Here is a 12,848-nt window from a genome sequence, read left to right as displayed (position 1 = left end):
TATGGCCGCCCTCCAGACGGCGGCCACCCTCGGCTTCACCCGCGTCGGCCTGCAGTCCGCCCGTGCGGCCGAGCCCGCAGCCGTCGAATCCGCCCCCGCCATCGTCGTCGGATCCGGGTACGGCGCCGCCGTCGCCGCCCTGCGCCTCGGTCAGGCCGGAATCCGCACCCTTGTCCTCGAGATGGGCCGGCTGTGGAACACGGCCGGCGCCGATGGCAAGGTCTTCTGCAACACCGCTAGCCCCGACCAGCGCTCCATGTGGTTCAAGACCCGCACCGAGGCGCCGCTGGCCACCTTCCTGTGGCTGGACGTCGTCAACAAGGACATCAGCCTCTACCCCGGTGTCCTGGACCGGGTGCACTTCGCGAACATGTCCGTCTTCGTGGGGCGCGGGGTCGGCGGCGGCTCCCTGGTCAACGGCTCGATGGCGGTCACCCCGCTCCAGTCCTACTTCGCCGAGCAGTTCCCGACGGTGAACGCGACGGAGATGTACTCCACGTACTTCCCGCGCGCCCGCGCCATGCTCGGCGTCAACACGATCGACCCCGCCTGGTTCGAGTCGACCGAGTGGTACCGGTTCAGCCGGGTCTCCCGGAAGCACGCGGTGAACACCGGGCTGAAGACCACCTTCGTGCCCAGCGTCTACGACTTCGGCTACATGCAGCGCGAGGCGGCCGGCACCGCGACCAGGTCCGCCCTCGGGCAGGAGGTCATCTACGGCAACAACTACGGCAAGAAGAGCCTCGACAAGACCTATCTGGCGTCCGCGCTGGGCACCGGCAACGTCACCATCCACACCATGGAGAAGGTGCGCGGGATCAGCCGGGCGAGCGACGGGACGTACCTCCTGACCGCCGATCGCATCGACGACACGGGACGGATCGTCGAGACCAAGCAGTACAGCTGCACCTACCTGTTCCTCGGCGGCGGCAGCCTCGGGACCAGCGAACTCCTCGTGCGGGCACGGGAGACGGGCACGCTGCCCGCGCTGGACGCGAGCGTCGGGGCAGGCTGGGGGCCCAACGGGAACGTGATGCTCGGGCGGGCCAACCATCTGTGGGACACCGTCGGCGCCAACCAGTCGACCATGCCGGTCATGGGCATCGACGACTGGGCCAACACCGCCAACCCCGTCTTCGCCGAGATAGCCCCGCTGCCGACGGGACTGGAGCACTGGGTCAGCCTGTATCTGGCGATCACCAAGAACCCGCAGCGGGCCGCGTTCACCTACGACGCCGCCTCGGGCGGGGTGAAGCTCGGCTGGAGCGCCGCGCAGAGCGCCGTCTCCATGGGCATGGCGAAGAAACTCTTCGACCGGATCAACTCGGCGAACGCCACGATCTACCGCTCCGACCTCTTCGGCACCCCCAGCAGGGTCTTCGCCGACGACTTCACCTACCACCCGCTCGGCGGCTGCGTGTTGGGGAAGGCGACCGACGACTACGGCCGGGTGAAGGGGTATTCGAAGCTCTACGTCACCGACGGCTCACTGGTGCCCGGCAACATCGGGGTGAACCCGTTCGTCACCATCACCGCGCTCGCCGAACGCACGATGGCGCGGGTCCTCGCCGAGGACGCCGCGCCATGACGCAACCGCTGTACTACTTGGCGTAGATCGCCTCGATCTCGCTCGCATAGTCCTTCGCCACCACGTTGCGCTTGAGCTTGAGCGACGGCGTGAGGTGGCCCGAGTCCTCCGTGAACTGGGAGGAGAGAATGCGGAACTTCCGCACCGATTCCGCCTTCGAGACCGCGGCGTTGCCGTCGTCGATCGCCGACTGGATCTCAGCCAGCAGATCGGCGTCGTCGCGCAGCGACGCCGCGGTCGAACCCGCGGGCTTGCCGTGCTCTTCGGCCCAACGGCCCAGGAACTCCGGGTCGATGGTGACCAGCGCGCCCACGAACGGCCGCCCGTCGCCCACCACCATGCACTCCGCGACCAGCGCGTGCGCCCGGATCCGGTCCTCGATCACGGCCGGAGCGACGTTCTTGCCGCCCGCGGTGACGATGATCTCCTTCTTGCGGCCGGTGATCCTGAGGTAGCCGTCCTCGTCGAGGGTGCCGATGTCACCGGTGTGGAACCAGCCGTCGGCCAGCGCCTCGGCGGTCGCGCCCGGGTTGTTCCAGTACTCCTTGAACAGGTGCTCACCGTGCAGCAGCACCTCCCCGTCGTCCGCGATGCGCACGACCGAGCCCGGCAGCGGCTGACCGACCGTGCCGATCTTCTGCCGGTCCCAGGGGTTGAAGGCGGTGGCCGCGCAGGACTCCGTCAGGCCGTAGCCCTCCAGGACCGTGAAGCCGATGCCGCGGAAGAAGTGACCGAGCCGCTCGCCCAGCGGCGCGCCGCCGGAGATCGCGTACTCGCCCTTGCCGCCGAGGACCGCGCGCAGCTTGCTGTAGACCAGCTTGTCGAACACCTTGTGCTTGATCCGCAGAGCGAGCGGCGGGCCCGCCGGCAGCTCCAGCGCCTTGCTGTACGCGATCGCGGTGTCCGCGGCCTTGTCGAAGATCGCGCCCTTGCCGTCGGCCTGCGCCTTGGCGCGCGCCGAGTTGTAGACCTTCTCGAAGACCCGCGGCACGCCCAGGATCAGCGTCGGCCGGAAGGCCGCCAGCTCGTCCGTGAGGTTCTTGATGTCCGGGACGGTGCCCAGCTTGATCGGCGCCATCATCGGGGCGATCTGCACCAGCCGGCCGAACACGTGCGCGAGCGGCAGGAAGAGCAGCACGCTGCACTCGCCGGTGCGGAACAGCGGCCGCAGGCGCTCGACGACGTTTCCGCACTCGGCGAAGAAGCTGCGGTGGGTGAGCACACAGCCCTTGGGCCGGCCGGTCGTGCCCGACGTGTAGACGATGGTCGCCGGGTCGTCGGCCTTCGCCAGCGAGCTGCGCTCCTCGACCGCCTTGTCGGAGACGTCCTTGCCGAGCCGCCCCAGCTCCTCGACGCCGCCGGCCTCGATCTGCCAGACGTGCTTGAGCGCCGGCAGCGACTCGCGCACCGACTCGACGGCCGCCGCATGGGCGTCGAGCTCGACGACGAGGGCGGTCGCACCCGAGTCGGCGAGGATCCACGACACCTGCTCCGGGGAGCTGGTGTCGTACACCGGCACGGTGACCGCGCCCGCGCACCAGATCGCGAAGTCGAGCAGCGTCCACTCGTAGCGGGTCCGCGACATCAGGCCGACGCGATCGCCGGGCTGGACGCCGGAGGCGATGAGGCCCTTGGCGGCGGCGTGCACCTCGGCCAGGAAGGCCGTGGCCGTCACGTCCTGCCAGGCGCCGCCCACCTTGCGGGCGATGACGGCGACGTCGGGATGCTGCGCGGCGTTTCTGCGGACGATGTCGGTCAGATTGCCGTCCGCGGGGACCTCGTACAAAGCCGGAAGGCTGAACTCGCGCAAGACTGCTGCTCCTCATAGGGCGCCGGCGCCACGACGTTGTGTGATGCGACGGTGCGGTCCAAGGGTCGGGCATGCACTCGGGCATCTCGGTAGTTGAAATCCTGAGCACGACTGGACTGCCTGGACGTTACCCGCCGGTATGGCCCCTTCGACAGGGGGGTCCGACGAGATGTTCGCTGCGTCACACAGATTGGTGTTTCCTGGCTGACAGTAGTCCACAGCTTTACTGACTGGCCAGTAACCGGTATCCCGGTCGCCACTGTTCACGTATGCCGCACACGCCTACCCTTGATCGACATGGCATCCACACCGTCCGGCAACCGCAGGACACGCATTCATGTGGTCAGCGACGTGCACGGCAACGCGCGCGACCTGGCCCGGGCCGGAGAAGGCGCGGACGCGCTGATCTGCCTGGGCGACCTGGTGCTGTTCCTGGACTACGCCGACCACTCCCGCGGAATATTCCCCGACCTCTTCGGCGTGGAGAACGCCGACCGCCTCGTCGAACTGCGCACCGCCCGCCGCTTCGAGGAGGCCCGTGAGCTGGGCGGCCGACTGTGGGGCGGCATCGACGGCGACCGGGCCCAGCTGATCGAGCAGGCGGTGCGCAAGCAGTACGCCGAGCTGTTCCCGGCGTTCCCCACCCCGACCTACGCCACCTACGGCAACGTCGACATGCCCCAGCTGTGGTCCGAGTTCGCCGGGCCGGGCACGACCGTCCTCGACGGGGAGCGGGCGGAGATCGGCGGCCTTGTCTTCGGCTTCGTCGGCGGCGGCCTGCGCACACCCATGCGCACGCCGTACGAGATCAGCGACGAGGAGTACGCGGCGAAGATCGAGGCGGTCGGCGAGGTGGACGTGCTGTGCACCCACATCCCGCCGGAGGTGCCGGAACTCGTCTACGACACCGTGGCCCGCCGCTTCGAACGCGGCAGCCGGGCCCTGCTGGACGCGATCCGCCGCACCCGCCCCCGCTACTCGCTCTTCGGCCACGTCCACCAGCCGCTCGCGCCCCGGATGCGGATCGGGGCGACCGAATGCGTGAACGTGGGGCACTTCGCGGGCAGCGGGAAGCCATGGGCCCTGGAGTGGTGACCGCCGCCGGCCCGACGGCGACCCACTCCTGGTGAAAGCGGCCGGTCGGGCGCGCGGTAGCCTTCACGCTGCACACACGTGCGCCCACGGCCGGCACACGGTGTCCTCTTCTCTACCCTGACCGGCCCGCATCCGGAGGAGCCACGGCGATGGCGGAACACACCAGCTCGAGCATCACGATCGAGGCGGCACCGGCCGATGTCATGGCGGTGATCGCCGACTTCGCCCGCTACCCGGACTGGACCGGAGAGGTGAAGCAGGCGGAGGTCCTGAAGAAGGACGACCAGGGCCGCGCCGAACAGGTCCGCCTGGTCATGGACGCCGGCGCCATCAAGGACGACCAGGTCCTGGGCTACACCTGGACCGGACAGCACGAGGTGTCCTGGACGCTGGTGAAGTCCCAGATGCTGCGCCAGCTCGACGGCTCCTACCTCCTCAAGCCGGCCGGCGGGGGCGCGACCGAGGTCACCTACCAGCTGACCGTGGACGTCAAGATCCCCATGCTGGGCATGATCAAGCGCAAGGCCGAGAAGGTCATCATCGACCGTGCGCTCGCGGGCCTGAAGAAGCGCGTGGAGTCGGGGGACACGGGCGCCGAGGCGACCGAGAAGTAGGCCGAAGCCGGGCGGCGCCGGGCCGGCGGCCGGGGAGCAGCGGGCCGAGGGCCGGGAGCAGCAGGTCGGGAGGGCCCTCCGACCTCGGTTACCGTTCACCCTCATGCGCACCCTCCTGATCACCGGCCCCGGCGGCAGCGGCCGTACGACAGTCGCGGCCGCCACCGCACACCAGGCAGCCGCCGGAGGGTCCCGCACTCTCGTCCTCAGCGCAGACCGCACCGACACCCTGGGCGCCGCGCTCGGGGTACGCACCGGAGCGAGCCCCGTGCGGGTCACCCCGCACCTCACCGCCTGGCGTCCCGACGCCGCCGCCGGCTTCCGGGACGACCTCACCGGCTTCCAGGACCGCGCCACCACCGTCCTCGACCTGCTCGGGGCCTCCCGGCTGGACCCGGAGGAGGTCACCCCGCTCCCCGGCGCCGAGGAGCTGACCCTGCTGCGCGCCCTGCGGGACGCCGCCCTCGCCGAGGCCCACGACCTTCTCGTCGTCGACCTGCCGCCCGCCCCACAGGCCCTGGCCCTGCTGGCGCTCCCCGAGGAACTGCGCCGCTACCTGCGCCGACTCCTCCCGCCGGAACGCCAGGCCGCCCGCGCCCTGCGCCCCATGCTCGGCCGCCTCGCCGGCGTGCCGATGCCCGCCGAGTGGCTGTACGAGACGACGGCCCGCTGGGACACCGAGCTGGCCGCCGTCGAGGCCGTCCTCGCCGACCGCGACACCGCCGTCCGCCTGGTCGCCGAGCCCGGACCGGCCGGCGCCGACGCCGTCCGCGACGCCCGCCTCGGCCTCGCCCTGCGCGCCCTGCCCGTCGAATCCCTCGTCGCCAACCGCGTCCTGCCCGAGGAGGCCGCGGACACCGGCCTGCTCACCGGACTCGTCGCCCAGCAGCACAAGACGCTGGGGGAGTGGGGCGACGCCCACCGCGTCGCCCACCTCGGACACGATCCCCGGGGCGCCGACGACCTCGCCGCGCTCACCGTGCCCGCCGTCAACCCGGCAGCCTCCCCGGTCGAGTGGCCCGTCGCCGACCGGCTCGCCCAGGACGGCGTCCTCGTCTGGCACCTCCCGCTGCCCGGCGCCATACGGGACGAGCTCGACCTCATCCGGCGCGGCGACGAACTCGTGGTGACCGCCGGGCCGTTCCGCCGCATCGTCCCGCTGCCCTCCGTCCTGCGCCGCTGCACCGTCGACGGCGCCGCCCTGCGCGACGGCGAGCTGTGCGTGCGGTTCGCCCCCGACCCCGGGCTGTGGCCGCGGACGACGTGAGCGATATACCGCCGTTCGGGTAACGTCGTAGAGACGAGCGGTAGCCGGGTCGTCGATCAGGTGTCGTCCGTCAGGTGTCGTCCACCAGGAGTCATCAGGAGTCCGTCATGAGCGAAGAGCGCCCCACGCCCGACGCCGCCGGGGAGCCCGCCGGGACAGCAGGCTTCGACGAGCGGCCGTTCGACGAGCAGCCCCGGGTGAGCGACGCCGACGCCTGGGCCACCGCCGCCGCCGAGGACCTGGCGGCGGAGAAGGCCCGCCGCCGCGCCGAGTACGGCCGGCCCCAGGGCTCGGCCGCCGAGGAACTGCGCAAGCTGGTCGACGCCGTCGGCGACAAGCTGTCCTCGCTGCAGTCCCCGCTGCTCGGCGCGGTCGCCGGACCCGCCGCCGAGCAGGTGGTCCGCCAGGTCGTCCAGCAGGCCAAGGCCGTCGTGGAGCCCGTCATCGAGCGCAACCCCGACGTCTTCGACCACCTCGCGGCAGCCGGCACCGAACTCCTCGCCGCCTACCGCTCGGCGGTCCAGACCCAGGAACGACGCTGGACGACCGGGGCGAACGACCCCCGGGACACCCCCCGCGACGGCGGCCGTGACGGTGGCGACGACACCGGTCCCGGCCAGCGCATCGACTTGGACTGAAGCCCTTCCACGGCAGGGCCTCGGGTACGGTTGGCCGTAGCGGGGCTCGACCGAAACTGAGGGATTCATGGGACTCACCATCGGCGTCGACATCGGCGGCACGAAGATCGCGGCCGGCGTGGTCGATGAGGAAGGCAACATCCTCTCGACGTACAAGGTGCCGACCCCGGGCACGCCCGAGGGGATCGTGGACGCCATCGCCTCCGCCGTGGAGGGCGCGCGCGCCGGGCACGAGATCGTCGGCGTGGGCATCGGAGCCGCCGGCTATGTCAACCGCCAGCGCTCGGAGGTCTACTTCGCGCCCAACATCGACTGGCGCAACGAGCCGCTGAAGGAGAAGGTCGAGGCCCGCGTGGGTCTCCCCGTCGTCGTCGAGAACGACGCCAACGCCGCGGCGTGGGGCGAGTACAAGTTCGGCGCGGGCAAGGGCCACCGCAACGTCATCTGCATCACCCTCGGCACTGGCCTCGGCGGCGGCATCATCATCGGCAACAAGCTGCGCCGCGGCCACTTCGGCGTCGCCGCCGAGTTCGGCCACATCCGCATGGTGCCGGACGGCCTGCTGTGCGGCTGCGGCTCACAGGGCTGCTGGGAGCAGTACGCCTCCGGCCGCGCGCTGGTGCGGTACGCCAAGCAGCGCGCCAACGCCACCCCGGAGAACGCCGAGGTCCTGCTCGGCCTGGGCGACGGCAGCCCGGACGGCATCGAGGGCAAGCACATCTCCATGGCCGCCCGCCAGGGCGACGCGGTCGCCGTCGACTCCTACCGCGAGCTCGCCCGCTGGGCCGGCGCGGGCCTCGCCGACCTCGCCTCCCTCTTCGACCCCTCCGCCTTCATCGTCGGCGGCGGCCTCTCCGACGAGGGCGAACTGGTCCTCGACCCGATCCGTAAGTCCTACAAGCGCTGGCTGGTCGGCGGCAACTGGCGCCCGGTCGCCGAGGTGATCGCAGCCCAACTCGGCAACAAGGCGGGCCTGGTCGGAGCGGCGGACCTGGCGAGAGAGCCCGACCCGATCATGTAGGGATCACTTTTCGGGCAGCGTGACCGAGCCCACCCAGGGGCGCGGGGAACTGCGCGACAAGCCACGACGGAACCGGCAGTCGCACACAAACCTCGCGCCCCGCGCCAATGGGCGTAAATTGATCAACATGACGCCGCTCCCCAACTCCCGCACCGAGCCTGACGGTTCGGCAGTCATCCGGGTCCTGACCTACAACATCCGCTCGATGCGCGACGACACCGACGCCCTCGCCCGCGTCGTCTCCGCCTGCGCCCCCGACCTCGTCCTCATCCAGGAAGCCCCCCTCTTCTTCCGGTGGCGCAAGAAACTCGCCCGCCTGGCCGCGGCCACCGACCTGGTGATCCTGACCGGCGGCGGCACGGCAGCGGGCCCCGCGATCCTCTGCAACCTGCGCGCCACCGTCGAGCGCGCCGAGGACGTCCTCCTGCCCCTCACCCCCGGGCGCCACCGCCGCGGTTTCGCCACCGCGGTCGTCCGGATCGCGGGCGCTCGCCTCGGCGTCCTCAGCTGCCATCTGAGTCTGGAGCGGGGGGAGCGCTACCAGCAGGGCGGGATGCTTCTCGACCGGCTCGCGGGGATGGGCGTGGAACACGCGGTCGCGGGCGGCGACCTCAACGAGCGCCCCGACGGACGCACCTTCGGCCGTCTGACCACCGTCCTGCGGGACTGCCGCACCGCCGCTCCCTGGGGCGCCGAGCACACCTTCCCCGCCACCGGCCCCGACCGCCGTATCGACGCGATCTTCGCCACCAAGGGCGTGGAGGTACTGGGCTGCGGGGTGCCCACCGGACTCCCCGGTATCACCGAGGACGCCCTGAGGGCGGCCACGGATCACCTGCCCGTGCTGGCCGCGCTGCGCGTGCCCGCAACCTGACCCCCCGACGGACGGAGTCCGGCGCAGCCGCCCGAAGCCTGCGAGGCCCCCGGGGCCGAGCAGTGCGAGGAGGCATCGGGAGGTTCTGCCCTGAGGGCGGCCACGGATCACCTGCCGGTCCTCGCCGCCCTCAGAATCCCCGCCGGCCTCGGAATCCCCGCCGTCTAGACGACCGCGCCCCGCCCCGGGTCCTGGTCGTCCTCGTCGTCCGTCTTCATCCGCATCACCAGCGTGGCGAAGCCGCCGAGGAAGCCGCCGATGCCGACGGTCGTCAGCCACCACGTCATCTCCCAGCCCAGCAGCACCGCGAGCAGCAGCAGGAGCGGCCCGCCGATCACCCCGAGCCAGGCGAACTTGGCCGTGGCGTCCGCGGCGGGCAGCGGCGGCGGCTCCGGCGGAACGAAGTGACCCTCGTCGTCCTCGTCGAAGTCCTCCTCCGCCGGCTCGGGGGTGGTGTAGTCGCGGGGGCCGACGCCGGGTGCGAAGGCGATCGAACTCCCGAGCGGCTTGGCCGGTTTCTGCTCCTCGACCGGGTCCGGAGTGGGCTCTATGCCCGATTCCGGCCCCGATTCCGGTGTCGATTCCTTCGCGTGTTCCTTCGTGCCTTCCGGCCCGGCTTCCGGCCCGTCGTCGTTCGTCACGGCCTCGAGCAGCGCGAGGTCCTCGACCGACTTGAACGGCTTGGCCCCCGGCGGGTCCACCGGTTCCTCGCCGTACCCCGCGACGATCGCCGCCCACGCGGCGGCCTCGTCGAAGGGCACGCTCTGCTCTTCCGGCTCGCCGCCCTGACGGGCGTCCAGCCCGTCCCGCCCGTCCCGCTCGTCCCGGTTCTCCCGGTCCTCGCGGTCGGAGTCGTGCTCAGCCACCTACGGCCGTCCCTTCCTTGCCGACACTGGGCGCGATCCGGGCGATGAACGCGTAGCTCTCCTCGAAGATCCGGTCCGCATCGTGGTCCAACGTTGCCACGTGGTAGCTCTGTTCCAGCAGGATCTCGGTCACGTCCGTGGACGACACCCGGCCGAGGATCCGGGCCGAGTCGGCCGGCGGCACCACATGGTCCTGCACGCTGTGCAGAAGCAGCAGCGGCTGGGTGACCTGCGGCAGCTCGCCGTCGACCAGCCGCAGGAAGGTCCGCAGGGAGTGCGCCGAGTGCAGGGGCACGCGGTCGTACCCCTTCTCCAGCACGTCCTGCTTCGCGATGTCGCTCGAGATGCCCTTCGTCGTGCGGACGACATGGCGGGCCACCGGAAGGGCGTACGCGGACAGTCCGTGCACCTTGTTCGCGGGGTTGACGACGATCACGCCCTCCACCCCCGCGCCCTGCTTCGCGGCCAGCCGCAGCGCCAGCGCGCCGCCCATGGACAGGCCGACCACGAACACCTTCGCGCACCGCCGGCGCAGGGCGCGCAGCTCGCGGTCCACCTCCGCGTACCAGTCCTGCCAGCCGGTGAGCGCCATGTCCTCCCAGCGCGTGCCGTGGCCGGGCAGCAGCGGCAGCGAGACCGTCAGGCCCTGTTCGGCCAGGTACTGCGCCCATGGGCGCAGCGACTGCGGGGAACCGGTGAAGCCGTGACAGAGGAGCACCCCGACCTCCCCGCCCTCATGGCGGTACGGCTCGGCTCCAGGAAGGACCGGCACCTTCGGTCTCCTGTCTTCGTCTGTTCTTCATGGGAGGGACGTCTGCTTCACCGTACGCGACCCCACTGACACCGACCAGGGTCGTCGGAGCCTTTGCCGCCACGGGCGGGTTAAGGTCTGAGCGACACAAACAGGAGGCACTCGCTTGTTGTACGGCGCGATGAAGGTCGCTATCGGGGGACCGCTGAAGGTCACCTTCCGGCCCTGGGTGGAAGGCCTGGAGAACATTCCCGCCGAGGGCCCCGCGATCCTGGCGAGCAACCACCTGTCCTTCTCCGACTCGTTCTTCCTGCCCGCGGTCCTCGACCGCAAGGTCACCTTCATCGCGAAAGCCGAGTACTTCACCACGCCCGGTGTGAAGGGACGGCTGACGGCCGCCTTCTTCAGGGGCGTCGGCCAGCTCCCGGTGGATCGTTCCGGCGGACGCGGCGCCGGCGAGGCCGCCATCAGGAGCGGCGTCGAGGTGCTGGAGAGCGGCGAGCTGTTCGGCATCTACCCGGAGGGCACGCGCTCGCCCGACGGCCGGCTCTACCGCGGCAAACCGGGCGGCCTCGCGCGCGTGGCGCTCGCCACCGGCGCGCCCGTGATCCCGGTCGCGATGATCGACACCGAGAAGATCCAGCCGCCGGGGAAGGTCCTCCCGAAGATCATGCGGCCCGGCATCCGGATCGGCAGACCGCTGGACTTCAGCCGCTATCAGGGCATGGACCACGACCGCTTCGTACTGCGCGCGCTGACCGACGAGGTCATGTACGAGATCATGAAGCTGTCCGGTCAGGAGTACGTCGACATATACGCGACCGCCGCCAAGCGGCAGATCGCGGAGGCGGCGAAGGCCGAGAAGGAAGCGGAGAAGGCGGCGGAGAAGGCGGCGAAGGCGGCCCTCGCGCAGGCCGAGAAGGACCAGGCGGACAAAGACAGAGGGCAAGAGAAGTAGTCGGCAGTCCGGGGGCGGGCTCGGGGGACGGGGGACGAGATCGGGATGGCCAAACGCGAGAGAGTCATGACCATGTCGGTGGAGCTGCCGCTGTGGCGCGCGCTCGCCGGCTACCGGGTGCTCACCATGCTGTACGCGGTGGGGTTCTTCGCCACCGCCTACGACGGGTTCGAGCGCCCCTGGGTCGCCGTCGCCTACTACTGCGTCCTGTTCGTGTGGACGGTGGCCACCCTGCCCAGGGTCGCGAACGCGGCCAGCTGCACCAAGCGGTTCCTCGCCGCGGACCTCACCGTCGCGCTCACCGGCATCATGCTCACGACCGTCGCCGACACCCATGAGCGCATCCAGTCGGGCGGTCCGACGCTGCCGTCGATATGGACCGCCGGTTCCGTCCTGGCGTTCGCCATCAAGGGCGGCTGGCGCTGGGCGGCCTTCGCCTCCTCCGCGGTCGCCGTGACCAACCTGGTCGAGCGCGGCACCCCGGCCCGCGACACCGTCCACAACGTGATCCTCGTATGGGTGGCCTCCATCGCCATCGGCTATGTCGTCGAGGTCGCCCGCGCCTCCGAGCGCACCCTCGCCCGCGCCCTGGAGATCGAGGCGGCGACCCGGGAACGGGAGCGGCTCGCCCGGGACATCCACGACAGCGTGCTCCAGGTGCTGGCCATGGTGCAGCGGCGCGGGGCGGTGATCGGCGGCGAGGCGGCCGAGCTGGGCCGGATGGCGGGCGAGCAGGAGGTCGCGCTGCGCACGCTGGTCTCCGGCGGTCTGGTGCCGATCTCCCGGGTGTCGCAGGACGCGGCCGACGGCGCCGTCGTGTACGCGGTGGAGGAAGAGCCGCGGGAGCCGGCGCAGGAGAGCGGTCCGCTCGATCTGCGCGCGCTGCTCGCCCCCTTCGCCGCGGCCCGCGTCAACCTCGCCGACCCCGGCGCCCCGGTCCTGCTGCCCGGGCCCGCCGCGCGGGAGCTGGCCTCGGCGGTCGGGGCCGCCCTGGACAACGTCCGCAGGCATGCCGGGGAGGACGCCCGGGCCTGGATCCTGGTCGAGGACGAGCCCGACACGGTGATCGTCACCGTGCGGGACGACGGGCCGGGCATCCCGGACGGGCGGCTCGCGCAGGCCGAGGGCGAGGGGCGGCTCGGGGTCGCCCAGTCGATCCGCGGCCGACTGCGCGACCTCGGCGGCAGCGCCGAGCTGATCTCGACTCCGGGGCAGGGCACGGAGGTCGAACTGACGGTACCGAAGGCGCCGAAGGAGAAGAACGTGAAGCGGCGGGGGAAGGCGGGGCAGCCATGAGCCAGGAAGCGAGCCGGGAAGCGAGCCGGGAACAGAGCCGCGAACCGAGCCGGGAACAGGGACCGATCAA

Annotated in this window: 12 protein-coding genes; 9 read left to right on the top strand and 3 right to left on the bottom strand. The window is 71.3% G+C overall.

Going from position 1 to position 12,848, the window contains the following annotated elements:
- Position 1 precedes the first annotated feature (1 nt).
- Entirely contained in the window at positions 2-1,588 is a 1,587-nt protein-coding gene (locus ABZ725_RS39210) for a GMC oxidoreductase (protein WP_358807164.1), read from the top strand.
- A gap of 13 nt (positions 1,589-1,601) precedes the next feature.
- Here ABZ725_RS39210 and ABZ725_RS39205 read toward each other — a convergent pair whose 3' ends face one another.
- Positions 1,602-3,398: an AMP-dependent synthetase/ligase gene (locus tag ABZ725_RS39205; protein ID WP_358807163.1), complete on the bottom strand. Its 1,797-nt coding sequence runs from the start codon at positions 3,396-3,398 to the stop codon at positions 1,602-1,604.
- Between the two features lie 339 nt (positions 3,399-3,737).
- Between ABZ725_RS39205 and ABZ725_RS39200 the strand changes: the two genes are divergently transcribed.
- The 6 genes from ABZ725_RS39200 to ABZ725_RS39175 all read left to right on the top strand — a co-directional run bounded on the left by ABZ725_RS39200 (position 3,738) and on the right by ABZ725_RS39175 (position 8,907).
- Positions 3,738-4,493 carry a metallophosphoesterase gene (locus tag ABZ725_RS39200; protein ID WP_358807216.1) on the top strand — a complete coding sequence of 252 codons (756 nt, stop codon included), beginning with the start codon at positions 3,738-3,740 and terminating at the stop codon, positions 4,491-4,493.
- A 149-nt stretch (positions 4,494-4,642) separates the two neighbouring features.
- The gene (locus ABZ725_RS39195; protein ID WP_351912444.1) at positions 4,643-5,107 is read left to right on the top strand and encodes an SRPBCC family protein; all 465 of its coding nucleotides are present in this window, start codon (positions 4,643-4,645) and stop codon (positions 5,105-5,107) included.
- A 103-nt stretch (positions 5,108-5,210) separates the two neighbouring features.
- Positions 5,211-6,374 carry an ArsA-related P-loop ATPase gene (locus tag ABZ725_RS39190; RefSeq protein ID WP_358807162.1) on the top strand — a complete coding sequence of 388 codons (1,164 nt, stop codon included), beginning with the start codon at positions 5,211-5,213 and terminating at the stop codon, positions 6,372-6,374.
- A gap of 107 nt (positions 6,375-6,481) precedes the next feature.
- Entirely contained in the window at positions 6,482-7,012 is a 531-nt protein-coding gene (locus ABZ725_RS39185; RefSeq protein ID WP_358807161.1) for a DUF5304 domain-containing protein, read from the top strand.
- 67 nt (positions 7,013-7,079) lie between these two features.
- On the top strand, positions 7,080-8,033 hold the full coding sequence (locus ABZ725_RS39180; RefSeq protein WP_358807160.1) for an ROK family glucokinase: 954 nt from the start codon (positions 7,080-7,082) through the stop codon (positions 8,031-8,033).
- Positions 8,034-8,160: 127 nt separating this feature from the next.
- Positions 8,161-8,907 (top strand): endonuclease/exonuclease/phosphatase family protein, encoded by a 747-nt coding sequence (locus tag ABZ725_RS39175; RefSeq protein ID WP_358807159.1) that lies wholly within the window; start codon positions 8,161-8,163, stop codon positions 8,905-8,907.
- A 164-nt stretch (positions 8,908-9,071) separates the two neighbouring features.
- Here ABZ725_RS39175 and ABZ725_RS39170 read toward each other — a convergent pair whose 3' ends face one another.
- The gene (locus tag ABZ725_RS39170) at positions 9,072-9,773 is read right to left on the bottom strand and encodes a hypothetical protein (protein ID WP_358807158.1); all 702 of its coding nucleotides are present in this window, start codon (positions 9,771-9,773) and stop codon (positions 9,072-9,074) included.
- Positions 9,766-10,545, bottom strand: a complete 780-nt coding sequence (locus ABZ725_RS39165; protein WP_358807157.1) for an alpha/beta fold hydrolase — start codon at positions 10,543-10,545, stop codon at positions 9,766-9,768. Before ABZ725_RS39165 ends, ABZ725_RS39170 begins: the two co-directional genes overlap by 8 nt.
- 160 nt (positions 10,546-10,705) lie before the next feature.
- Here ABZ725_RS39165 and ABZ725_RS39160 point away from each other — a divergent pair, with 160 nt between their 5' ends.
- A complete protein-coding gene (locus tag ABZ725_RS39160; RefSeq protein WP_358807156.1) occupies positions 10,706-11,482 on the top strand; it encodes a lysophospholipid acyltransferase family protein in 777 nt (258 codons plus the stop codon).
- Between the two features lie 45 nt (positions 11,483-11,527).
- Complete coding sequence (locus tag ABZ725_RS39155) at positions 11,528-12,778, top strand: DUF5931 domain-containing protein (RefSeq protein WP_358807155.1); 1,251 nt, start codon at positions 11,528-11,530, stop codon at positions 12,776-12,778.
- The last annotated feature ends 70 nt before the right edge of the window (positions 12,779-12,848 follow it).

This window comes from Streptomyces sp. NPDC006872 (assembly GCF_040635845.1).
Lineage (GTDB): Bacteria > Actinomycetota > Actinomycetes > Streptomycetales > Streptomycetaceae > Streptomyces.
This window is presented reverse-complemented; position numbering and strand designations above follow the sequence as displayed.

Bases quoted from the DNA above. Each gene is read 5' to 3' on its own strand.
- ABZ725_RS39210 (WP_358807164.1), top strand. From the start codon at position 2: ATGGCCGCCCTCCAGACGGCGGCCACCCTCGGCTTCACCCGCGTCGGC.
- ABZ725_RS39195 (WP_351912444.1), top strand. From the start codon at position 4,643: ATGGCGGAACACACCAGCTCGAGCATCACGATCGAGGCGGCACCGGCC.
- ABZ725_RS39190 (WP_358807162.1), top strand. From the start codon at position 5,211: ATGCGCACCCTCCTGATCACCGGCCCCGGCGGCAGCGGCCGTACGACA.
- ABZ725_RS39185 (WP_358807161.1), top strand. From the start codon at position 6,482: ATGAGCGAAGAGCGCCCCACGCCCGACGCCGCCGGGGAGCCCGCCGGG.
- ABZ725_RS39180 (WP_358807160.1), top strand. From the start codon at position 7,080: ATGGGACTCACCATCGGCGTCGACATCGGCGGCACGAAGATCGCGGCC.
- ABZ725_RS39175 (WP_358807159.1), top strand. From the start codon at position 8,161: ATGACGCCGCTCCCCAACTCCCGCACCGAGCCTGACGGTTCGGCAGTC.
- ABZ725_RS39160 (WP_358807156.1), top strand. From the start codon at position 10,706: ATGAAGGTCGCTATCGGGGGACCGCTGAAGGTCACCTTCCGGCCCTGG.
- ABZ725_RS39155 (WP_358807155.1), top strand. From the start codon at position 11,528: ATGGCCAAACGCGAGAGAGTCATGACCATGTCGGTGGAGCTGCCGCTG.